Raw genomic sequence first — 22,618 nt, 5'->3', positions numbered from 1 at the left:
CCCATTATTAGATAAGTGATTTTTAAAAGATAATTGGGTTTTAATGTTAAAGTATATTGAATTAATATGTAAATTATATGCTTAAAAGTAGAGTGGTTGAAAAATATTAGGGTAAGTGTAGGGAAGAGATTAAAATCTTTAACATTACAGTTAAAAAGGAGGGGTTTAATTGAGAAGTCATGAAATTGATTATGAGATAATTGGAGATGATATGCAAGTTGTAGAGGTTGAGCTAGATCCAACAGAGACAGTTATTGCTGAAGCTGGGGCAATGAATTGGATGGATGATGGTATATCCTTTGAGGTCAAGATGGGCGATGGTTCTGAAGCCAATCAAGGGTTTATGGGGAAGATATTTGGAGCAGGAAAGAGATTATTGACAGGTGAGGCCTTATTTATGACCCATTTTACTAATCGAGGACATAGTAAGAAGAAGATAGCCTTTGCAGCACCTTACCCTGGGAGTATAGTGGCACTAGATTTAGCCCAATTACCTTATGGGGAATTTACTTGCCAAAAGGATTCTTTTTTATGTGCAGCTATGGGAACGAAGGTAGATATCACATTTAATCAGAAGATTGGGACAGGATTTTTTGGTGGTGAGGGCTTTATCCTCCAAAAACTTGAAGGAGATGGAAAGGCTTTTATACATGCTGGAGGAACAATAGTCAAAAAAGAGTTGAATAATGAAGTCTTAAAAGTAGATACAGGTTGTCTAGTGGGATTTACTGCTGGTATAGATTATAGTATTGAGAAAGCAGGTAATCTTAAGTCAATGGTATTTGGAGGAGAAGGATTATTTTTAGCAATTTTAAAAGGGACTGGAACTGTTTATCTACAAAGTCTACCATTTTCTAGGTTAGCCAATAGAATTATAGGTAGTGCTCCTAATCTAGGAGGAAAGCGTCAAGGAGAGGGGTCTGTTCTAGGAACTCTTGGTAATATATTAGATGGAGATTAAAGATTAACAATAAATAATAAATTCCTGAGTATCCCATTATTTTAAAGGATATTTAGGAATTTTTATTTTTTAGACCTTTTTAATTTTCAAGTTGTCTTATAAATTTTATATAAAGATATAAAATATATTATAATATTAACAAAGAATATAATTTAAAATAAAAAGGCATTTATTATAATATGTTGAATTAAATAGTTAGAAGAAGAAATCACTGAAATGATTTTAGATATAGATAAACAACTCTAAAGTGTAATTTTATAAAAAAACTTAAAACCATTTTCATACCTCACTCCTTACGAGCCTCAAGAGACTCTCCATGGTCATTATACTTTATTAAAAATGATTATAAAGTATAATTTCCCTAACTCTCTCCTATCTTAGGAAATTCTTTTTATTACGAAGTGGTCGATAGACCCGAAGGGAGAGAACTAAAAAATATTTTGTTCCCCTCTTCTGGTATGAGGAGAGACTGGTTCTGTACGAAGAGGAATTGAATTATATTCCTCATAGGGAGCTAGGAGTAAGGTAGATTAGTTTTATATTTCATTCTAAAGTTGTTTATCCATAGATTAAAAGTAATTCAAAAATAAAAAATATGTGGAATTCGGTTAATAATTACTAGATAAAGGGGGATAGCTATGGATACTTTAAGTAATCGAGTAAAGAGAGCTATAGAGAAAGGTTTTTTGACTAATCTAGATAGTAGATCTAAGCTATTGAATATTATTTTACAGTCCACAATGGATGCCTTTTGGATAATGAATATTGATGGAGAGATCTTAGAGAGCAATAAACTTAGTGTAGAAATCTTGGGTTATTCCTTAGATGAACTGATGAAGATGAATATTAGTGATTTAGATATAACTAAGAGTCAAAAAGAGTTAAAAGAGCAATTAAAAGCAATTCAAAGAACTGGTAGAGATAGATTTGAGACCAAGTATCGCTTAAAAGATGGTAGAGTTAAAGACTTTGAGATAAGTATTACCTTTGTAGATTGTTTAGAAGAGCCAATCTTTAATGTCTTTGCTCGGGATATTACTGAAAGAAAGGATAAGCAACGGGAATTAGAGAATGCTTATCGAGGCAATCAAGAGGTACTTAATGAATTACGGAAACATCACAGTAGAACTAATGTAATTTTACAGACCTCAATGGATGCTTTTTGGATAATGAATACAAAGGGAGATATCTTAGATACTAATGAAGCTTTTGTAGATCTGTTTGGTTATACCTCATCAGAAATAGTAGATATGAATTTGAATATTAAGGATTTGGATTTTAGTAAAAATCAAGAAGAGATTAAGGAACAATCAGATTATATTAAGTTGAAGGGTAGAGATAGATTTGAGACTAAATACCGATTGAAGAATGGGGAAGTAAGAGATTTAGAGATTAGTATTACTTTTATTGATTGTGTTGATGGGGATATTTGCTTAGAAGAGCCGATATTTAATGTCTTTGCTAGGGATATTACTGAAAGGAAGAAGAAGCAACGGGAGTTGGAGAAGGCATATTGTGATAATAAAGAATTTGTTGATGAATTGCGTAAACAGAATAACAGAATAAATACAATTTTACAGACTTCAATGGATGCGTTCTGGGTAATGAATATCGAAGGAGATATTTTAGAGATCAATGAAGCTTATATGAATCTTTTTGGTTATTCTCTATTAGAGGCTATTAATATGAATATTAGTGATTTAGATATCAGCAAAGATAAGAAGGAATTAAAGGAGCAATTACAGGAGATTAGAAGGAAGGGTAAGGATAGATTTGAGACTAAATATCGCCTAAAAAATGGAGAGGTTAAGGACTTAGAGATAAGCGTAACCTTTGTAGATAGTTTAGATGAGCCTATCTTTGAAGTCTTTGGAAGGGATATAACAGAGCGGAAGCTTAGGGATAAAGAGCTAAGAAGAGCACAGAAGCATTTAATGCAGTCAGAGAAGATGGCTGCTTTAGGAAGGTTGGTGGCTGGAGTATCCCATGAGATAAATACTCCTGTTGGTATAGGGGTGACAGCTGTATCCCATCTTGCTGAAAAGACTAAAGCATTAATTGAACTTTATAAAGAAGGTAATATGAAGAGAAAAGATTTAGAGAAATTTTTAAAATTAGCTTGGGAATCCTCTGAGATGACTTTAAAGAATTTAAATAATGCTTCAGAACTGATTAATAATTTTAAATTGGTGGCAGTTGACCAGACAAATAATAAGAAAAGAAGGTTTAAAGTAAAAGAGTATCTAGATGATATTATTATAAGCCTAAAACCTAAGTTATCAAAGACAAAGCATAAGGTTATGATTAGTTGTGATGAAGACCTTGAGATAGATAATTACCCTGGAGAACTCTCTCAAATTATCACAAATCTTGTTATGAACTCTCTAATTCATGGCTTTCAAGATAAAGATAAAGGTCAGATAAAGATTGAGGTGCTAGAGGAAGAGAAATCCATAGAGCTTAGATATAGTGATGATGGGGAAGGGCTTCCTCAAGAGCATATAAATAAGATTTTTGAGCCTTTCTTTACAACAAAGCGAGGACAAGGTGGAACTGGACTGGGCTTAAACCTAATCTATAATATAGTAAATAATATATTAAAGGGGGATATTGAATGTAAAAGTACGGTAGGTGAAGGAGTTACTTTTATAATTAAGATTCCCAAAGAGGTAGATTAGACTAGTTATGATAAATATCATAAAATCGGATTGAATAATTATTTTTGTATTTTAGTCATAGAAGCGCTTTCAATACAAGGCTTGTTAGTATACTTTAATTAGAATTATAATAAATATATATAAATTTATATGTAAAAACAAATTAAAGATATTGGTACAACATGAAGTTTAATCTGTTTTTAACATATTTTTAATTTATATTGATAATAGATTTATGATATTATATAGTCAATGATGTACTTTATCTACAGGGATAAAATTGTAGATAAGCCAAAAATAAGAAAAGAGGAAATAGTGTAGAAAAACTAGAATTACTATATTGAAATTAAATTAACAATATAACTTTGATATAAATCAACCTTTTTATATCGTCATATATTTGAAGAATATCAAATTAGACTTTGCTAAATTTAAGAAATAATAGTTTAAGAAATAGAGTATTATTTAAAATTTAAAGAGGTGAATATAAATGGAAATAAAGATTGATAATCAGGAAGATATAAAGGTTATTAAGCTTATAGGTGATTTTGATGGAAGCTCTGCGGGTAAAGTTGAAGATGATATTATGCCTTATATTAAAAATCAGAGTAAATTGGTATTTGATATGGGTGAATGTGAATATGTTTCAAGTGCCGGGTTAAGAGTACTTTTAATAATTGCGAAAAAACTGAAGTCAGTAGAGGGGTTTGGTGTACTTTCTAACTTATCAGAAGAAGTAAAGGATGTTATGGATATAACTGGCTTTAGCCATATACTAAATAGTTATAATACAGTTAATGAAGCAATAAATTATATGAAAAAAGGAGAGTAAAATATGTTACGTGTAGATACTTATCCTACCCATGAACATGATGGTATCAAGATTCGTCGTGGGAAAGCTTTACCCTTTGGGGCAACAATAGTACCAGGAGGAGTAAACTTTTCAGTATTTTCAAAGCATGCTACTTCATGTGAATTGGTTCTCTTTAGGAAACATGAAAAGGAACCTTTTACTATTATTCCATTTCCAGATGAATTTAGAATAGGAAATGTCTTTACTATGATGGTCTTTGATATAGATTATGAGAACATAGAGTATGGTTATAGAATGGATGGTCCTTATGATCCTAGAGAAGGATTTTGGTTTGATAAAGAAAAGATACTACTTGATCCTTATGCTAAAGCAATAGGTGGTAGAGAAGTATGGGGAAAGGAGCCTGATTGGGATAATCAATTTCAACATCGCTCTAGAATAATCTTTGATGATTTCGATTGGCAAGGAGATAGACCTCTGGAGATAGATATGAAGGATTTAGTCATTTATGAAACCCATGTACGAGGTTTTACTAAACATTCTTCTTCAGATGTTAAGTATCCTGGAACCTTTGCAGCAATTAGAGAAAAGATACCTTATTTAAAGAAGTTGGGGATAAACTGTATAGAGTTATTACCTGTATTTGAATTTGATGAATTTGAACATTCTAGGATTTCAAAAGTAACAGGAGAAAGGCTAATGAATTATTGGGGATATAGTGCTGTAGGATTTTTTGCTCCAAAAGCGGGTTATGCTGCAACAGGAAAATATGGTATGGAGGTTGATGAGTTAAAGAATCTAGTTAAGGAGCTACATAAAAATGGCATTGAGGTTATTTTGGATGTAGTCTTTAACCATACAGCAGAAGGAAATGAGAAAGGACCTTATATCTCTTATCGAGGAATAGATAATAAGACATATTATTTATTGACACCACAAGGGTATTATTATAACTTTAGTGGCTGTGGAAATACTCTAAATTGTAATAATCCTATCGTTAGAAATATGATACTTGATTGTTTAAGATATTGGGCTGCGGAATACCATATAGATGGGTTTAGGTTTGACTTAGCTTCTATTTTATCTAGAGATCAAAAGGGAGCACCAATGGTCAATCCACCTTTATTGGAAGCGCTAGCACATGATCCTGTATTAGGAAAATGTAAATTGATTGCAGAAGCCTGGGATGCAGGTGGCTTATATCAGGTAGGGTCATTTCCAGCCTGGGGGCGATGGGCAGAGTGGAATGGTCAATATAGAGATGATCTTAGAAGATTTTTAAAGGGAAATGGTGATATGGTCGGTAGAATAGTACAAAGGGTTCAAGGTTCACCTGACCTTTATAGTGATAGAGGTCCTACGGCATCAGTTAATTTCATCACCTGCCATGATGGATTTACTCTAATGGATTTATTCTCTTATAATAGAAAGCACAATGATGCTAATGGAGAGAATAATCGAGATGGTGCTGATGAGAATTATAGTTGGAACTTTGGACATGAAGGTCCAACTGATGATTATAGTATCAATAGAGAGCGGATAAAACAGGTTAAGAATGCTATTACAATTCTATTATTGAGTCGTGGAGTTCCTATGCTTTTGGCAGGTGATGAGTTTGGAAATACTCAGTTTGGGAATAATAATGCTTATTGTCAGGATAATGAAATTTCGTGGCTTAATTGGGATTTATTAGAAGAGAATCGAGAGATATTTGATTACTTTAAGAAGATGATAGAATTTAGAAAGAAACACCCTGTTTTAAGAGCAGAGCAGTTCAGCACTGCTTATAATTCTAGTGGATATCCTGAGGTTTCTTGGCATGGTCAAAAAGCCTGGAACTTTAATTTTGGATCATCTACCCTTACTATGGCAGTTATGTTTGCCGGTGGGGCTGAAGATTATGGAACAGAAGATGATGAATTTATTTATGCAGCTATAAATATGCATTGGGAGTTACATGGATTTGAGTTGCCGGAGTTACCAGAGGGCAAGAAATGGTATGTAGTTGCTAATACTGGAATGATTCCTCCTCAAGATATGTGGGATGAAGGTAATCATAAGAAGTTGGAAGATCAAAATGAGGTATTAGTAGGAGCTAGATCGATTATATTGTTGACTGCTAAGTAAGGCTGTAATATCTTAGCAGGTCATTTAGATTCCTTTAGTTCACCTAAATTATTGAAAGAATTAAATCTGAAGTATAGAGAATTAGTTAATAAGATAATCTTTTTACTAGAAGGGTTGAGTATATCCCTATTATGGGTATTAGAACAATATTCTTTACTAAAGAAAGTGTAATAGATAGCTTAGATATGGCCTTAGTAGTGGCACAAAGTTGAGCGAATTAAATGACTTTTTATCATTAAAGGTAGTCAAGGACAATATAATTAATTAAGCTAATAGGATTTTTCTTTGGCTCTAATATTTAAAAGGGATGATTAATGTGACAAGCCTGAAAGTACCTGCAACTATGAAAAATCTTGATTTAATGATTAATTATGTGTTGGATAAAGTAAAGGGATTTGATTTATATGATAGTACATTATTATATAAGTTACGAATTGTTTGTGAAGAGGCTTTGGTTAATATTATTAATTATGCTTATCAGGATTTTGATAAAGTTGGTGATATAGAGATAATCTGTAATATCTATAGTCAAGATAAGAAGATAATCTTGAAATTTATTGATGAAGGGATTGCCTTTAATATACTTGAATATCAAGACCCTGATTTGACCCTTCCTTTATCAGAGAGGAAAGCTGGAGGTCTAGGGATTTATATAATCAAAAGTATAGTGGACAAAATCGAGTATTATCGAGAAGATGGAAAGAATATTCTTATCTTGACAAAATCAATTGCTACTTTTATTGAATAATTTTAATAGTAAGAGGAAGTTAACTACTTTAGTTAAGACCTTCAAATTTGGAGTTATAGGTAAATGTGAGTTTATAGTTTCTACGCATAAACTCACTAGGGGGTGTAGGTATTGGCGATAAATAATAAGAATATATTATTTGATTTTGAAGATGACAAAAGCACTTCCGAGGATGAGCTCTTGTTTGAATCGGGAGATAAGGATGAGATAATATTTGCTTTTCAAGATGGAGAGGAGTCTTTGGAAAACGAATTGCCTCCTTGGAAGATATTAATTGTAGATGATGAAGAAGAAGTCCATAAGATAACTCGCATTGTACTAGATGACTTCACATTTGAAGGAAGAGATATGAGTTTTATCAATGCTTATTCAGAAGCTGAGGCAAAAGAATTGCTAAATGAACATTCTGATATAGCAGTTGTTTTATTGGATGTTGTGATGGAGAATGAGAATTCTGGTCTAGAGGTAGTTAAATATATTAGGGAAGTGCTTCAAAACAAGTTGGTTCAGATTATATTAAGAACTGGACAACCTGGACAGGCTCCAGAAAAGGATGTCATTAAGGATTATGATATTAATGACTATAAGGAGAAGACTGAGCTGACCTCTAAGAAGTTATATACTACTATAATGACTTCATTACGCTCTTATCAGAATCTAAAGAAGCTAGAAGAGACATCAGCAGCCAAAGAGAAGATAGAGAGTGAATTACAGGTAGCAAGTAAGATTCAAGCCAGTATGCTTCCTAGAATCTTTCCTCCTTTTCCTGATAGAAATGAATTTGAAATCTTTGCTAGTATGGAACCTGCCCGTAACGTAGGAGGAGATTTTTATGATTTCTTCTTTATTAATGATGATAAATTCTGCTTTGTGATTGGAGATGTTGCAGGCAATGGTGTTCCAGCTGCATTATTTATGGTAATAACTAAGACTTTAATTAAGAATGAAGCTTTGAGAAATATCTCTGCTGAAGAGATATTATATAATGTCAACAATGCCCTTTGTAAAGATAATGATGAATTTATCTTTGTAACTGCTTTTATAGGTATATTGGATTTAAAGACAGGAGAGCTTGAATATGCTAATGCTGGGCATAATGCACCTTTAATCTGCCGAGCAGATAATGGAGAGTGTGGTTATATCAAATCTAATGATACCTTTATCCTTGGTATAACAGAAGAGTTTGAATATCAGAAGGGAAGCTTAAATCTTAAACCTGATGATGTTGTCTTTTTGTATACCGATGGAGTGATTGAGTCAAGAAATGAGAACAAAGAGCAGTATGGTAGTAATAGATTACAGAAGGTTATCTCTGAAATAGAGGATAAGAATGTATATAATATTGAAGAAGTAGTCAAAGAAGACCTTGATAGATTTACTCAAGGTTCATATCTCTTTGATGATGTGACCATGTTAGTCTTAAAATTTAATAGAAATCAGAAAGAGTGAAGTTAGATTAAACCTCTAAATTCTATAGATATCTATAGAATTTAGAGGTTTTACAATTTACATCTGAGAGGAAAGATTGATATTTAGAGGTGGAATTGATGGAATTATTACAAATAGGTAATATAGGTATAGAATATAAGGTAGTTAGAAGTAATAGGAGAAAGACTATAGGAATTATAGTAGATCTCAAGCAAGGTGTTATAGTTAGAGTTCCAAGATACTTAGCTAAGGATAAAATAAAGAAGATTGTTGAAAGTAAGGCAGAATGGATAATAAGAAAACAGAAGTTACTAGAGGAGAGGTTGGAGAGATTGCTGTACAAGGAGATAATGTAATGAAGGGGTACTTTAAGAAGCCAGAGGCTACTACCAAGGCTTTAAGAAATGGATGGCTCCATACTTGGGATTTAGGAAAGATGAATATAGTTATTCTTCTGAGAGTAGCTCTTCTGCTATAGTAGTTATTAATTCAACAACTTTATAGGTATGCTCAATTTTTAAATCGATATTAGTTTGACCGCTAGGATTAGGGAAGGAGTAAGTACTGACATATTTATCAAACCATCTTTTTAAGGTTAAAAATGTCTCTTCATTCATTATGGGATTCCTCCTGATTATATTATTGGCTACTTTTAATTGTATAATTTATCCTCTATTTAGGTAAGTCAATTTATTTCTCTGTTTCTTGCCAAAAACAGAATAGATGCTTTGGATTATATTTGGTATAATGGTTATAATTATGATGATATACTAAAGAAACTAGTTTTAGGTATTATCTTATAGTGAAAAGATTAAATATTAGAAAGGATGATAACAGTGAAAGGACCATTAATTATGACACCAGGTCCAACCTATGTTGATGAGGAGGTAAGAAAAGCCTTATCTAATCCAATAACCAATCCAGATATAGACCCCGATTTTTATGAGTATTATCAGGATACTTGCATAAAGCTACAGAATTTATTGAATACTGAAAATCAAGTACTTATTTTAAGTGGTGAGGGGATATTAGGGCTTGAGGCTGCTTGTGCTTCACTAATTGAACCTGGAGATAAGGTCTTATGTATCGATAATGGAATTTTTGGTAATGGATTTGGTGACTTTGCTAAGATGTATGGAGCTGAAGTAAGGTATTTTAAAACCAATTATCGTAAAGCTATCGATCCACAGGAATTAGAGTTGTTTTTAGAGGAAAATCATGATTTCAAAGCTGCTACTCTAGTACATTGCGAGACACCTTCAGGAATAACCAATCCAGTAGACCAAATCTGCCCTTTATTGAAGAGGTATGGAATTATTACAGTGGTTGATTCTGTTTCAGCTATCGGTGGTGAGAGATTAGAGACAGATGAGTGGGGAATGGATATTGTTTTAGGTGGCTCCCAGAAGTGTTTATCAGCTCCTCCAGGATTAACTTTTTTAAGTATAAGCCAAGCTGCTTGGAAAGTAATCTTAAATAGAAAGACACCAATTGCTAGTTTCTATTGTAACTTAGCTAATTGGAAGGATTGGTATGAGAAGCAGTGGTTTCCCTATACCCAACCTATCAGTGATATCTATGGCTTGAGGGTAGCAGTAGATAGATGGCTAGAGGAGGATAACCCAATTGCTAGGCATGCTAAGCTAGCCAATGGAGTTAGAGAGAGTTTAGTTAGTGGAGGGTTGAAGTTATATCCTCTAGAGGGTTTCTCAAATACTGTTACGACTATTAGTATACCCAAAGGAGTTACTTATCATGATATCTACGATAAGATGTTAAAGGAACATAATATTATGATAACTGGAGCCTTTGGGTTCTTGCAGGATAAGGTAATTCGAATTGGTCATATGGGTGAGAACTGCTATGAAGAGAAGCTTTATTTAACCTTAAAGGCTCTTGATTTAACCTTACGTAGCTTAGGAGTTGAGTTAAAGGGAGAGTTAGATAGAACATTCGTTTCAGCTATTAAGTAAACTATGTATCTTTAGAGACGGTGGATAATTTTTCAAAGAATATAAGAAAATTATTTAGCCACGAATTAACACAGATATACACTAATAAATGCTCAATGAAAAACTTTAATTCAATCTATATAGTTAGACAGGAACTGTACTTTTGATTAAAATAACAAAAAATAAAAATCTCTGAAATCCTAATAACCATAGGGACTCAGAATTTTTATGGTTGTGTTATTAAATTAAGTGATAGCGAAGCTTCAATTTATTTTAAAAAGGGAATTCCTAGGTTTGCAAAACCTAATAATTTCTAATATAATGAGATAGAAAATTATATAGTTTTGAATTATTAAGGGCATCTACTTATCGAGTAGGTGCTTTATTTAGCAATAGTTAATTTAAGGAGGCTATTTATGATAACAGGAGAGTTGAAGAACAAGGTAGATAAGATATGGGAGACTTTTTGGACAGGTGGAATTACCAATCCACTATCTGTAATTGAACAGATTACATATTTATTATTCATCAAAGGATTGGATGAGGCGGAGACGATTAAGGAGAAGGAGGCTTCATTATTAGGAATTGACTTTAAGAGAACCTTCCCAGAGGAGAAGCAACAACTAAGATGGAGCCAATTTAAAAATATGGAAGCAGAGCAGATGTATCAGGTAATGGCTGAAGGAGTATTTCCTTTTATTAAGAATTTACATAATGACAAAGAGTCAGCTTATAGCAAGTATATGAGTGATGCTATCTTCATGATACCTACACCGAAGATGTTAGAGAAGGTAGTCACAGGTCTTGATAGTATCCCAATGCAGGATAGGGATACCAAAGGTGACTTATACGAGTATCTATTATCGAAGATTGCTACAGCAGGTAAGAATGGACAGTTTAGAACACCCCGCCATATTATCGAGATGATGGTTAAGCTGATGAAGCCAACACCAGAGGATAAGATAGTCGATCCTGCTGCTGGTTCTAGTGGTTTTCTTGTAGCTGCTTCTGAATATTTACGAGAGAAGCACGAGGACTTATTCCTAGATAAAGATAAGAAAGATCACTTCAACAATAGTATGTTCTATGGTTATGATATGGATAGAACTATGCTGAGAATTGGTGCAATGAATATGATGCTCCATGGTATCGATAATCCTAATATCGAGTATCGTGACTCTTTATCAGAGCTAAATGAGGATAGAGAGGAATACTCACTAATTTTAGCTAATCCTCCCTTTAAGGGTTCGCTAGATTATGATGTAGTAGCAGATGATCTACTTAAATTAACTAAGACTAAGAAGACTGAACTATTATTTCTCTCACTATTCACTCGAATACTCAAGGTAGGAGGAAGATGTGCTTCTATCGTTCCTGATGGAGTCTTATTTGGAAGCTCTAGAGCACATAAGGCTATCCGTAAAGAGTTGGTAGAGAATCAGAAGTTAGAAGCGATTATCTCTATGCCTAGTGGAGTCTTCAAGCCCTATGCTGGTGTCTCAACAGCAATTATTATCTTCACCAAGACCAATGCAGGAGGGACTGACAAGGTCTGGTTCTATGATATGAAAGCCGATGGTTATTCTCTAGATGATAAACGCCAGCCTATTGAGGAGAATGATATTCCTGATATCCTAGAACGTTTTAATAACTTGGCTGAGGAAGAGGGCAATGAAAGAACAGATAAATCCTTCTTAGTACCAAAGTCAGAGATTAAAGAGATGAAGTATGATTTGAGTATCAATCGTTATAAGGAGATAGAGTATGAAGAGATTCAATATGAAGAGCCTAAGGTGATAATCGAGAAGATAGAAGAGTTGGAAGAGGAGATTATGAGTGGGTTGGCTGAGTTAAAAGGGATGATTGGGTGATGTGGGAGAAGGTTAAGTTAGGGGATGTTGCAGAGATTATAACTGGAAGCACTCCGCGTAAGAAAAATAAAGAGTATTGGGAAGGTGGAGATATACCTTTTATAACTCCTGCTCAATTATCAGATGATACAGTAAAATATGTTAATGATTCTGACGATTATATAACAGAAAAAGGATTAGAAAAAGCAAGACTATTGCCTAAAAATGCAATAATGGTCTGTTGTATTGGTTCTTTAGGTAAACTTGGAATTGCAGAACGAAAACTAGTAACAAATCAACAGATAAATTCTGTAGTTTTTGATGAAGACAAAGTTTATTATAAATATGGTGCCTATGCCTTAACAAGAATGAAACCAGTTATGGAATTAAGAGCTAGTTCAACTACGGTAAATATTATTAATAAAACTAGGTTTTCAAAGATTGAAATTCCTATGCCACCAATAGAAATTCAACAGAAGATTGCTGATGCTTTAGATAAGGCTCAGGAATTGATTGATAAACGAAAAGAGCAGATAGAGAAGTTAGATGAGTTTGTGGAGAGTGTGTTTTTGGATATGTTTGGTGATCCAGCAACTAATCCTAATGAGTGGCAAGTTGAAAAAATGAATTATTTTATTAATGATATTAGAGCTGGATGGAGTATAGGAGGAGAAAGTAGACAAAAAAAAGAAAATGAAATAGGTGTTTTGAAGATAAGTTCTGTTACAACAGGTAAATTTTTAAAGGATGAATATAAAGTTGTAGATAAAGAAAAAATTAAGAAAGATTTAGTACATCCATTAAAAGGAGATGTTTTATTTAGTAGAGCAAATACTAGAGAATTAGTAGCTGCTACGTGTATTGTTGATGATGATTATACAGATTTATTTTTGCCTGATAAGCTGTGGAAAATTATATTGGATAGAGAAATAATAAATTCCTATTATTTTGTCTATCTATTAAGAAATGAAAGATATAGACACCGTTTAACTAGAAAAGCTACTGGTAGTAGTGGCTCAATGCTAAATATTTCTCAAAAAAAATTATTAAATACTAAATTTCCGATTGCACCACTAGAACTACAAAACAAATTCGCCCAAATAGTAGAAGCTACCGAAGAGAAACGGAAAATCCTAGAAGAGAGTTTAGCTGAGATGGAGAATAATTTCAATAGTATTATGCAGAAGGCATTTAAGGGAGAGTTGTTTTAAAGGCACACCTCACCCCCTAGCCCCCTCTCCTTGACTAATGAGAGGGGGAATTTTTTTATTTTGTTTTTGTTCCCTTCTCCTAAGATTAGGAGAAGGGTTAGGGATGAGGTGTGATGTTTTAGAAAGAACACACCTCACCCCTTAGTCCCCTCTCCTTGACTAATGAGAGGGGAAATACTTATTTTTGTTTTGCTTTTGTTCCCTCTCCTAAGAGTAGGAGAGGGCTAGGGTGAGGTGTGATGTGATGTTTTAGAGAGAACCCACCTCCCCCCTTAATCCCCCTCTCCTTGACTAATGAGAGGGGGAATTTTTATTTTTATTTTGTTTTTATTCCCTCTCTTAAGAGTAGGAGAGGGGTTAGGGATGAGGTGTGATGTTTTAGAGATGAGGTGTGAGATTTTTTGTTATGGTTATAATAACTTAAAAAGAAGTTAAGAGAGGTGAACCATGACAGATAGAATCTTTAATAAGAATAAGACAAAAGAGAAACGAAGAAGTCTAAGACAGAAAGAGACCGAAGCCGAGAAAATAACCTGGAATAGGTTAAGAGGTAGAAAGTTTATGGAGTTAAAATTCCGAAGACAATATAGTATAGGAGAGTACATAGTAGATTTCTATTGTCCTGAGTTGAATTTGGTAGTCGAGATAGATGGATTAATCCACTTTAGAAAGGAGAATAGAGAATATGATAAGGTAAGAACAGAATTTATTAATAGTTTAGGTATTAAAGTAGTAAGATTTAGAAATAAAGAGGTATTAGAAGATATAGATACTGTATTAGCAAAGTTAAAAGATTATATTTCAGATAAAAGGTGATTAATAATGACCCTCTATATTATCAAAAAAGATAGAATGAATTATTCTTGGTTTTTTCCTCTCCTAAGAATAGAAGAGGGGTTAGGTGTGTAAGGATGATGTTTTGATGCCACAGGTTTTTTAACCTGTGGCTTTTTTAATTGTTGAAATTATGCTATAATAATATCAAATAATGACATTATATAAAAATTTATCAATAAAAGGGTGAGTATGATATATTTCTTTTCACTCACACTCACAGAGAAGGGGTGTAGTAGATGTCTTCTAACTTTTCATTTCTAGAGAATAATAAACACTTTCAGAGCTTTGCTAAAGCCTGTTTAGATGCAGAAAGGAGTATAGCAGTCAGTCCACCGACTACAGCTATTTTGGCTCGTAGAGCTTTAGAATTGGCAGTCAAATGGGTCTACAGCTTTGATGATTATCTTGAGATTCCTTACCGTGATAACCTATCAAGCTTAATTCATAATAGAACTTTTAAGGAGATACTAACATCAGAGTTATTTCCTTTGATTAAATACATTGTTAGCTTAGGGAATCTATCGGCACATACCAATAATCAGGTCAGCCGTGAAGAGGCTGTATTATCTTTAAGAAACTTACACCAATTTGTATCGTGGATAGGCTATTGTTACTCATCAGATTATATTGAGGCTGAATTTGATGAGAGTATATTAGCAACAGGTCAGCAAAGAAAGACTACTCAAGAGGAACTAAAAAAGCTATATGACCAATTAGGTGATAAGGATGAGAAGTTACAGGATATAATTTCTGAAAATGAAAAACTAAGAGCAGAGCTGAGACAGGCTAGAGAAGAGAAATTAGAAGCTAAAGACTTTGAGATTGATAATATCACAGAAGCTGAAACTAGAAAGCGATATATCGATCTATATCTTAAAGAGGCAGATTGGACTTTTGGAGATGACTGTATCGAGGAGTATCAGGTCAAGGGAATGCCTAATAATGCAGGGATAGGCTATGTCGATTATCTACTCTTTGGAGCTAATGGTAAGCCCCTAGCTGTAGTAGAAGCCAAACGAACTACCAAAGATCCTAAAGATGGTAAACAGCAGGCAAAACTATATGCAGACTGCTTAGAGCAGGAGTTTGGACAGCGTCCAGTTATCTTCTATACCAATGGCTTTGAGACTTATATTTGGGACGATACGAATTATCCAGAACGTAGAGTATCAGGCTTTTATACTAAAGACCAGCTACAGCTAATGGTTGATAGAAGAACGACCAAGGTACCCTTAGATAAAATAGAGATTAAAGATGAGATAAGTAACCGTTATTATCAGAAGGAAGCCATTAAAGCAGTTTGTGAAGAGTTCACAAAGGGAGATAGAAGAGCATTACTCGTAATGGCTACAGGAAGTGGAAAGACAAGGACATCTATCTCTATAGTAGATGTGCTATCACGCCATAATTGGGTCAAGAATATACTCTTTTTAGCTGATAGAACAGCCTTAGTCAAACAGGCTAAGAAGAACTTCAACAACTTATTACCTAATATGTCCCTATGTAATCTAGTAGATGACAAAGACAATCCTGAGAGTAGAATAGTCTTTTCAACCTATCCAACAATGATGAATGCCATTGATGAAGCAAAGACTAAGGATGGGAAGAAGTTATTTACAGTAGGGCACTTTGATCTGATTATAGTTGACGAATCTCACCGTAGTATTTACAAGAAATATCAGGCTATCTTCGATTATTTTGATGCACTCTTAATCGGATTAACTGCTACACCAAAAAGTGATCTAGATAAGAACACCTATGAAATCTTTAACTTAGAAGACCATGTACCAACCTATGCCTATGAGCTAGAGCAAGCAGTAAATGATAAGTACCTAGTCTACTTTGATTTGGTAGAAACTAAGCTTAAATTTTTAGAAGAAGGAATCAGCTATGATGAATTAAGTGATGAAGATAAAGAGAAATATGAAGAGACCTTTGATGATGAAATGCCTGATTTTATCTCCAATGATGCCATCAATAGCTGGCTCTACAATGAAGATACTATAGATAAAGTAATAACTATGTTGATGGAGAAAGGGATTAAGGTAGAAGGTGGAGATAAATTAGGTAAGACTATTATCTTTGCTAGAAATCATAGGCATGCAGTCAAGATTGTAGAACGATTCAATGCTTTATATCCAGAGTATAAGGGCGACTTTGCTAGAGTTATCGATAATCATGTAAACTATTCTCAAGATTTAATAGAGCAATTTGGAGTAAAGAATAGCTTACCTCAGATAGCTGTTTCTGTTGATATGATGGATACAGGAATAGATGTTCCTGAAATTGTAAACTTAGTATTCTTTAAGAAGGTAAGATCTAAGGCAAAGTTCTGGCAGATGATAGGTAGAGGAACTAGACTTTGTGAAGATTTATTTGGGGTAGGTCAAGATAAAGAGCGATTCTTAATCTTTGATTTTGGAAATAACTTTGAATTCTTTAGGGTCAATGCCGAAGGTAAAGAGGTCAGAAATACTTCAAGTTTAACAGAGAAGATATTTAATACTAAGGTTAATCTAGTTAAAGAGCTGCAACATCTAGATTATCAAGAAGATAAGTATATTAATTATAGAAAGAATTTAATCTCACAGTTAGTAGGAGAGGTTATTAATCTAAATCGAGCTGATTTTAGGGTCAAACAGAACTTACGTTATGTAGTCAAGTTTGAAGATAAGAAGAATTGGAATAAACTAGGTGATATTGATGTGCAAGAGATTAAAGAGTTTATTACACCTTTAATTAAACCTATTCAAGATGATGAGATGGCAAAAAGATTTGATTATCTGATGTTGACAATTGAATTAGCAGATTTAGTAGGTAACAATGCCAGCAGAGCTAAGACAAATGTCATTAAAACAGCCAACTCACTGTCCAAAATTGGAACAATTCCTCAAGTGTTAGAGCAGAGGGAAGTTATTGAGCAGATAAAAAGAGATGATTTTTGGTCTAAAGCGGATATTAATGATTATGAAGAAGTACGAGAAGCTTTGAGAGATCTGATTAAGTTTATTGAAAAGAAGGAGACTAAGATATATTATACCAACTTTACTGAGCAAGTACTTGAAACTAAAGAGAGTTCAGGAAAGTTTACAACTAGTAATTTAGAGAATTATCGGGATAAGGTTGATAGATATATAAAAGAGCATCAAAATTATATATCAATTCATAAGTTAAAGGCTAATAAGAAGTTAACTGAACAGGACTTTATACAATTAGAGAAGATACTATGGAATGAAGTTGGGACAAAAGAAGATTATCAAAAGGAATTTGGAGATACTCCCCTTGCAGTATTGGTTAGGGAGATTATTGGATTAGATCAAAAAGCAGCTAATAGGGCTTTTTCACAATTTCTAAATGATGAGAATTTAGATAGTAAACAGATTAGATTTGTTAAAAAGATTGTAGACTATGTTGTGGAAAATGGATTGATAAGGGATAAAAAGGTTTTACAAGAGGAACCCTTTCGGTCTATTGGTAGTATAACTCAATTGTTTCCTACTAAAAGTATCAGAAAAATTGTGGATATTATTGATGAAATAAATAATAATGCAATGAATGTAATGTAAAGCTAATAGACTAAATTTATTATTCTTTAAACTGTATAAAACCTAAAATGTATAATCTCAATTGGCTTGCCTGCAAAATGTTGGTGAGCCATAATTTTATAAAGAATATTAAAAAATAAAAAACCTCTGAAATCCTAGTAATTACAAGGGATTCAGAGTTCTTATGTTTGTGTTATTAAATTAAGTGGTACCGAAGGTGGGACTCGAACCCACAAGGCCACGAGGACCATTGGATTTTGAATCCAACGCGTCTGCCAAACCTCTCTAATCATTGATATTCCGTTCTTGCCAACTGGATTTTTAAGTTTTTGTCCATTGGATTACTCTTAATTAATATATACGATATTAATTAAAATATACCTCTATTTAATTTGAAATTATTTTTAATTATAATATATAACTCTTTTAGTTTTATATAGTTGTTCATACATACACCATAGGGTAAGGACACCTGCAATAACAAGGGTTTAGACCATAAGACATAGTGGGTTATCATAGGAAGACAGGGTGTTTTGTGCTAAAGAAGTATAATTGGAAGGATTGAAAAGGGAATAAGTTTGACATTAGGAAGTATAGTTATTCCTAAAGTTGTTAGGTGCGACATTAGAATATAACATGTATTAAATGTATTACATTTGTTAAATGTGAGAAGCAGAGGGCAGGAGCTAAAAGCCTTTTGCTTCTCTTTTTATTTAATCAATTATTTTTATATCTATCAAATGTTTCACTTAAAGATTCTTCAAGTGGCTTTACATCTTTAATTGAGGGTATCCATTCATATCCACAGTCATTACAAACAAAAGTTTTTCTTTGTTTTGCAACCAAAATAGTTCCTCCAATTAAAGATAAATATAATAAAATAGTTTGATTTAGTATTAAGAGGGCAAAGCAAATTATTATAGTTAACAATACGGTAAAAATAAATTTAAGTGCGTTACTTTCATTACAATTATTACTTTTACATGAAGGACATCTTGGTTTTGATGATTCTAATGTAAATTGCATATAATCTTTAAAAAATTGCTTGAAACTCTTATTCTGTTTCATATATATATCACCTCCTAACAAATATTTATGAAAAAAATAAATGTTTTATTCAATTAATTTTTTATTTAAGTATAGCAAGAAATTTAAAATAAAACTGAACTTTTTTACCTAAATCGACTAATAATATAGTGAAGGGATAAAAGACAAGCCCTTCCTATTGAACTAAAAGAAGCCAAGCCCAGTCCCGACATTGTTTATTTAATTTGAATAGGTGGGCGAAATAAGTCTTTCCCTCTTTATACTCTTATATATACTTCTTTAGTTATTAGTTAATTAATTATAATTACTTCACAATAGCTTTACTTATTATTAGAACTATTTTTAATTAGTATTATAAGAGTATTATTAAGAAGGCAGGAAATTAAAAAGGGTATAGCAGAATAATAAAAATTTTTTTGGGGGTGTATAGCAAGATATTAAAAAGAGTATAGCAGGATATTAAAAATTAACTATGAAAGGGTTGATTAAATTATGATTAAGGCAGAAAGTTGGGTAATTATACCTAATGAAGTATTGGAAGATAAAGAATTAAAATTCAATGATAAAATGGTATATAGTGGGTTGGATTGGTTCAAGAATGAAGATAAGATAGTAAACACTAAATTAAGTAAATTGACAGGTGTTAATAATGCTTTAATTCCTGCCTGTTTAAAGAGGTTAGAGGATAAAGGATATATTGAACAGGTGGAAGGTTCTATAAAGCCATATAAGGACTTTAAAAAGGTCAGGGGGCAGGGGAATTATACAAGAATACCATTGCCTATATTAGAACACAAAGACCTAAATAGCAGGGATAAAGTGCTATATTTAATACTTTATAAGTTACAAGGTAACAAAGATAAGTTTGTTAATCCTAAAAGGGAATACTTAGGGGAATGTATAGGAAGAAGTAAAAGAACCATTACAGATATTATTGCTAAATTAAAAAGGACAAGTATTCAAGGAACTGCTTTAATAACTGTATTAGAAAGTATTCAAGGGTTAGGTGATTTAGTAACACAACAGAACAGATATAAGGTGAATATAATTACACCTAATAGTAGAGAAGAAGGGGTAAATAGAACTAATTATTCTAAAGAAATTAAAGAAGTGATGAAGAAGGTTGAAGTTGATAAAGAATTAACTGCAAGGGAAATTGTTTTATTATTCAAAGAGTTAGTTAATGAAACAACACAGGTTAATAATTCTAATATCAATATAGCCCAAAACCTATTTATTAATAATGGTGTGGAAACTAAATTGATAGTTAGTATATTAAAAAAATATTCAGATAGATATGATTTTCATTTCAAAGATATAAAATACCCAAAACCAACTTTATTTGGATTAAAACAAGACTTTATCATTAATCAAGTGGTTCATTGGGTTCAAGAAGATTTAAGACTTGAAGAAAAGAAAAAGGAAAAAGAAAGATTAAAGAATGACCCAAGACATCAGACAGTAGATAAAGTATATTAAAAGTAAAAAAGACCTTCATCAAGTAGTATAAAACCACTTAATGAAGGTAGTTGAAAGGGTGAAAAAAATTATTATTTAAGGAAATAATGGAGGATTTAATCTTTCAGGGGGAATGAAAGACAAATCCTATACTATATAGGTGGTTAAATCCTTTAAATTATCACTAAATCATAAAATAATTTAAAGGAAGGGTGTTAATTATGAAGGGATATGAAGAAATTAAGGAGGAATTAAGAAAGCATAAAGCATATTATAGAGAAAGTAGTGCTAAAACAAGAATATTACAGGGGTTAGCAGAACAGGAAGAATGGGAAATATTGACCCAACTTAATCAAGAGAATGTAATAAATGATGAAGACCTAACAGACATTTATTTATGGAAAGAAGATAAAGAGTATTATAGGGCAAATGACCCTTATAAAACAAGCAACACACAAGAAAAGTATGGGTTCGATAAGCCTTATTTGAATAAACATCAATTTTACAGAAGAACCAAGAGAAGCGACAGGAAAGAGTGGAATATATCAGATTTAAGTAAAGGTGAATTATTAGAAGCTAAAAATCACGGACATGAAGAAGCTACAAGTTATTTATCAGAGGAAGAATAAAGAATAAATGAATTATATCAGTAATTAAGCAACAGGGGGAACTGATATAATTTTTTTTATTTTTTGTGATATTTACCCTACCTTAACCACCTACATAATAGAAGGGGTAGAGAAGAAAGAAAAAGTTAAGACCCCACTAATAAGGAGGTGGACAGTTTTGGATAGTGTATTCCTAACTGTAAAGGAAGTTGCAGACAGTTTAAATATTTCAGATAAGACAGTTTACAAATATATTGAAAATAAACAGTTGAAAAGTGTTAAGTTTGGTAATGCAATCAGGATAAATTTAAAATCATTAATTAACTTCATTAAGGAAAGCACAAAGGGGGAATAGTTGTGTTAGTTGATGTTACTGACAAGTTAATAAATAATCATAATGGTTATGAAACTTACAAAGATATGGACTTAAAGAAGCACATGGATATTTTAATCAAAGGTAGTAAGAAAAGAAAAAATCAAAATGTAACTAAAGACCAAATGAGTGAATTATTCTTAAAACTACTAAAAGAAGAAAAGGGAGAGTGTTAAATTATGAGTAAATCAACAGAGAATAATAAAAAGGTGTTAGAAATGTTGAGGGCAAAGTTTTCAGGAGTTGAAACAGATACACAGAATATTGAATTATCAGAATTGAATAATGAGATTGAAGAAACTAAAAAGGAATTAGAACAGGTAACAAAGGACTATCAGGCTTTAGAAAAAGAGAAAATGGAAGAAGCTAAAAATCACAAAGTAGTTAAGTTTGACAGTAGGCAACAAGTAAAAACAATGTTATTGCTTAAACAATCAGACGAACACAGTAAAATGAAGAAGCTTGAAAAGAAATTAAATCAACTTGAAAAGACTAAAGCAAACTATTTACAGAGTGATGAAGTAAAAGAAGTATTAGCAGAAGCCAAGAAAAAGGCACTTGTTGAAGAACTTAAAAAAGAAGGCTTAATTTAAGCTATTAGAAAGGGTGATTAAATGAAATTCTATTCTTATAATCCTTATTACTATGTAGATACTAAAAGCTATATAAGAGGGGTTAAGAAGCTTACAAGGAAGAACAGAGGGCAGATAATGAAAGGAATACAATTTAGACCTAATGAAAAGAGGACACAGGGAGAATACACCACAGAAGAACCTTTGGAAATAGAATTATTAAAAAGGTTAGAACAAAGCACAGACGAAATAAGTCTAAAGCCTTATGACAAGGAAGAATACGATAAATGGAAAGAGCAACAAATAAAAGAACATCACGATAAAGTAAATAGAACCACAGAAGAAGACAAGTTTTGGGATAAGTTTATAGGACAATTGAAAATGTAGGGGGGTTGTGCGGCAACAACCCTTTTATTAGTTTGGAGGTGTA

Annotated in this window: 21 protein-coding genes; 19 read left to right on the top strand and 2 right to left on the bottom strand. The window is 32.5% G+C overall.

The genetic code is table 11. From position 1 onward, the window contains the following. The first annotated feature begins 169 nt into the window (after positions 1-169). From U472_RS03330 to U472_RS17505, 8 genes are all read left to right on the top strand, one after another. On the top strand, positions 170-961 hold the full coding sequence (locus tag U472_RS03330) for a TIGR00266 family protein (RefSeq protein ID WP_083189725.1): 792 nt from the start codon (positions 170-172) through the stop codon (positions 959-961). 638 nt (positions 962-1,599) lie between these two features. Continuing rightward, on the top strand, positions 1,600-3,639 hold the full coding sequence (locus tag U472_RS03325; protein ID WP_068715502.1) for a PAS domain-containing sensor histidine kinase: 2,040 nt from the start codon (positions 1,600-1,602) through the stop codon (positions 3,637-3,639). A 469-nt stretch (positions 3,640-4,108) separates the two neighbouring features. Then, a complete protein-coding gene (locus tag U472_RS03320) occupies positions 4,109-4,450 on the top strand; it encodes an STAS domain-containing protein (RefSeq protein ID WP_068715500.1) in 342 nt (113 codons plus the stop codon). 3 nt (positions 4,451-4,453) lie between these two features. Then, positions 4,454-6,559 carry a glycogen debranching protein GlgX gene (gene glgX / locus U472_RS03315; RefSeq protein ID WP_068715498.1) on the top strand — a complete coding sequence of 702 codons (2,106 nt, stop codon included), beginning with the start codon at positions 4,454-4,456 and terminating at the stop codon, positions 6,557-6,559. 316 nt (positions 6,560-6,875) lie between these two features. Beyond that, entirely contained in the window at positions 6,876-7,307 is a 432-nt protein-coding gene (locus U472_RS03310; protein ID WP_176714103.1) for an ATP-binding protein, read from the top strand. A gap of 111 nt (positions 7,308-7,418) precedes the next feature. Further along, positions 7,419-8,756 carry a SpoIIE family protein phosphatase gene (locus U472_RS03305; protein ID WP_068715494.1) on the top strand — a complete coding sequence of 446 codons (1,338 nt, stop codon included), beginning with the start codon at positions 7,419-7,421 and terminating at the stop codon, positions 8,754-8,756. Positions 8,757-8,854: 98 nt separating this feature from the next. After that, the gene (locus tag U472_RS03300; RefSeq protein ID WP_068715492.1) at positions 8,855-9,091 is read left to right on the top strand and encodes a YgjP-like metallopeptidase domain-containing protein; all 237 of its coding nucleotides are present in this window, start codon (positions 8,855-8,857) and stop codon (positions 9,089-9,091) included. Then, positions 9,091-9,213, top strand: a complete 123-nt coding sequence (locus U472_RS17505) for a hypothetical protein (protein ID WP_342672720.1) — start codon at positions 9,091-9,093, stop codon at positions 9,211-9,213. Before U472_RS03300 ends, U472_RS17505 begins: the two co-directional genes overlap by 1 nt. Here the strand turns inward: U472_RS17505 and U472_RS16705 are convergent. Beyond that, on the bottom strand, positions 9,182-9,352 hold the full coding sequence (locus U472_RS16705) for a hypothetical protein (RefSeq protein WP_176714102.1): 171 nt from the start codon (positions 9,350-9,352) through the stop codon (positions 9,182-9,184). The genes U472_RS17505 and U472_RS16705 overlap by 32 nt on opposite strands. 219 nt (positions 9,353-9,571) lie before the next feature. Between U472_RS16705 and U472_RS03295 the strand changes: the two genes are divergently transcribed. From U472_RS03295 to U472_RS03275, 5 genes are all read left to right on the top strand, one after another. Next, a complete protein-coding gene (locus U472_RS03295) occupies positions 9,572-10,708 on the top strand; it encodes a pyridoxal-phosphate-dependent aminotransferase family protein (protein ID WP_141677932.1) in 1,137 nt (378 codons plus the stop codon). 395 nt (positions 10,709-11,103) lie between these two features. Continuing rightward, positions 11,104-12,558 carry a type I restriction-modification system subunit M gene (locus U472_RS03290; protein WP_068715488.1) on the top strand — a complete coding sequence of 485 codons (1,455 nt, stop codon included), beginning with the start codon at positions 11,104-11,106 and terminating at the stop codon, positions 12,556-12,558. Then, on the top strand, positions 12,558-13,748 hold the full coding sequence (locus tag U472_RS03285) for a restriction endonuclease subunit S (protein WP_068715486.1): 1,191 nt from the start codon (positions 12,558-12,560) through the stop codon (positions 13,746-13,748). Before U472_RS03290 ends, U472_RS03285 begins: the two co-directional genes overlap by 1 nt. A gap of 447 nt (positions 13,749-14,195) precedes the next feature. Continuing rightward, positions 14,196-14,564, top strand: a complete 369-nt coding sequence (locus U472_RS03280; protein ID WP_068715484.1) for an endonuclease domain-containing protein — start codon at positions 14,196-14,198, stop codon at positions 14,562-14,564. A gap of 257 nt (positions 14,565-14,821) precedes the next feature. Beyond that, positions 14,822-18,151 (top strand): DEAD/DEAH box helicase family protein, encoded by a 3,330-nt coding sequence (locus tag U472_RS03275; protein ID WP_068715482.1) that lies wholly within the window; start codon positions 14,822-14,824, stop codon positions 18,149-18,151. 696 nt (positions 18,152-18,847) lie between these two features. Here the strand turns inward: U472_RS03275 and U472_RS03265 are convergent. Continuing rightward, positions 18,848-19,198 carry a hypothetical protein gene (locus U472_RS03265; RefSeq protein ID WP_068715480.1) on the bottom strand — a complete coding sequence of 117 codons (351 nt, stop codon included), beginning with the start codon at positions 19,196-19,198 and terminating at the stop codon, positions 18,848-18,850. A 471-nt stretch (positions 19,199-19,669) separates the two neighbouring features. Between U472_RS03265 and U472_RS03260 the strand changes: the two genes are divergently transcribed. The 6 genes from U472_RS03260 to U472_RS03240 all read left to right on the top strand — a co-directional run bounded on the left by U472_RS03260 (position 19,670) and on the right by U472_RS03240 (position 22,575). Beyond that, positions 19,670-20,656, top strand: coding sequence for a hypothetical protein (locus tag U472_RS03260; RefSeq protein WP_068715478.1), 987 nt, complete (start codon positions 19,670-19,672; stop codon positions 20,654-20,656). A gap of 200 nt (positions 20,657-20,856) precedes the next feature. Next, positions 20,857-21,264: a hypothetical protein gene (locus U472_RS03255; RefSeq protein WP_068715476.1), complete on the top strand. Its 408-nt coding sequence runs from the start codon at positions 20,857-20,859 to the stop codon at positions 21,262-21,264. A gap of 157 nt (positions 21,265-21,421) precedes the next feature. Further along, a complete protein-coding gene (locus U472_RS16700) occupies positions 21,422-21,598 on the top strand; it encodes a helix-turn-helix domain-containing protein (RefSeq protein WP_176714101.1) in 177 nt (58 codons plus the stop codon). A gap of 2 nt (positions 21,599-21,600) precedes the next feature. Further along, complete coding sequence (locus tag U472_RS03250) at positions 21,601-21,792, top strand: hypothetical protein (RefSeq protein WP_068715474.1); 192 nt, start codon at positions 21,601-21,603, stop codon at positions 21,790-21,792. A 3-nt stretch (positions 21,793-21,795) separates the two neighbouring features. Beyond that, positions 21,796-22,209: a hypothetical protein gene (locus tag U472_RS03245; protein WP_068715472.1), complete on the top strand. Its 414-nt coding sequence runs from the start codon at positions 21,796-21,798 to the stop codon at positions 22,207-22,209. 117 nt (positions 22,210-22,326) lie between these two features. Continuing rightward, a complete protein-coding gene (locus U472_RS03240; protein WP_141677931.1) occupies positions 22,327-22,575 on the top strand; it encodes a hypothetical protein in 249 nt (82 codons plus the stop codon). Positions 22,576-22,618 lie beyond the last annotated feature (43 nt).

Source organism: Orenia metallireducens, assembly GCF_001693735.1.
In the GTDB taxonomy this organism is placed as follows: Bacteria; Bacillota; Halanaerobiia; order Halobacteroidales; family Halobacteroidaceae; genus Orenia; species Orenia metallireducens.
This window is presented reverse-complemented; position numbering and strand designations above follow the sequence as displayed.

What these genes read in the sequence shown, in the direction of transcription:
- U472_RS03325 (WP_068715502.1), top strand. Translation starts at nt 1,600, where the DNA reads ATGGATACTTTAAGTAATCGAGTAAAGAGAGCTATAGAGAAAGGTTTT.
- U472_RS03320 (WP_068715500.1), top strand. Translation starts at nt 4,109, where the DNA reads ATGGAAATAAAGATTGATAATCAGGAAGATATAAAGGTTATTAAGCTT.
- glgX (WP_068715498.1), top strand. Translation starts at nt 4,454, where the DNA reads ATGTTACGTGTAGATACTTATCCTACCCATGAACATGATGGTATCAAG.
- U472_RS03300 (WP_068715492.1), top strand. Translation starts at nt 8,855, where the DNA reads ATGGAATTATTACAAATAGGTAATATAGGTATAGAATATAAGGTAGTT.
- U472_RS17505 (WP_342672720.1), top strand. Translation starts at nt 9,091, where the DNA reads ATGAAGGGGTACTTTAAGAAGCCAGAGGCTACTACCAAGGCTTTAAGA.
- U472_RS16705 (WP_176714102.1), bottom strand. Translation starts at nt 9,352, where the DNA reads ATGAATGAAGAGACATTTTTAACCTTAAAAAGATGGTTTGATAAATAT.
- U472_RS03290 (WP_068715488.1), top strand. Translation starts at nt 11,104, where the DNA reads ATGATAACAGGAGAGTTGAAGAACAAGGTAGATAAGATATGGGAGACT.
- U472_RS03285 (WP_068715486.1), top strand. Translation starts at nt 12,558, where the DNA reads ATGTGGGAGAAGGTTAAGTTAGGGGATGTTGCAGAGATTATAACTGGA.
- U472_RS03280 (WP_068715484.1), top strand. Translation starts at nt 14,196, where the DNA reads ATGACAGATAGAATCTTTAATAAGAATAAGACAAAAGAGAAACGAAGA.
- U472_RS03275 (WP_068715482.1), top strand. Translation starts at nt 14,822, where the DNA reads ATGTCTTCTAACTTTTCATTTCTAGAGAATAATAAACACTTTCAGAGC.
- U472_RS03265 (WP_068715480.1), bottom strand. Translation starts at nt 19,198, where the DNA reads ATGAAACAGAATAAGAGTTTCAAGCAATTTTTTAAAGATTATATGCAA.
- U472_RS03260 (WP_068715478.1), top strand. Translation starts at nt 19,670, where the DNA reads ATGATTAAGGCAGAAAGTTGGGTAATTATACCTAATGAAGTATTGGAA.
- U472_RS03255 (WP_068715476.1), top strand. Translation starts at nt 20,857, where the DNA reads ATGAAGGGATATGAAGAAATTAAGGAGGAATTAAGAAAGCATAAAGCA.
- U472_RS03245 (WP_068715472.1), top strand. Translation starts at nt 21,796, where the DNA reads ATGAGTAAATCAACAGAGAATAATAAAAAGGTGTTAGAAATGTTGAGG.
- U472_RS03240 (WP_141677931.1), top strand. Translation starts at nt 22,327, where the DNA reads ATGAAAGGAATACAATTTAGACCTAATGAAAAGAGGACACAGGGAGAA.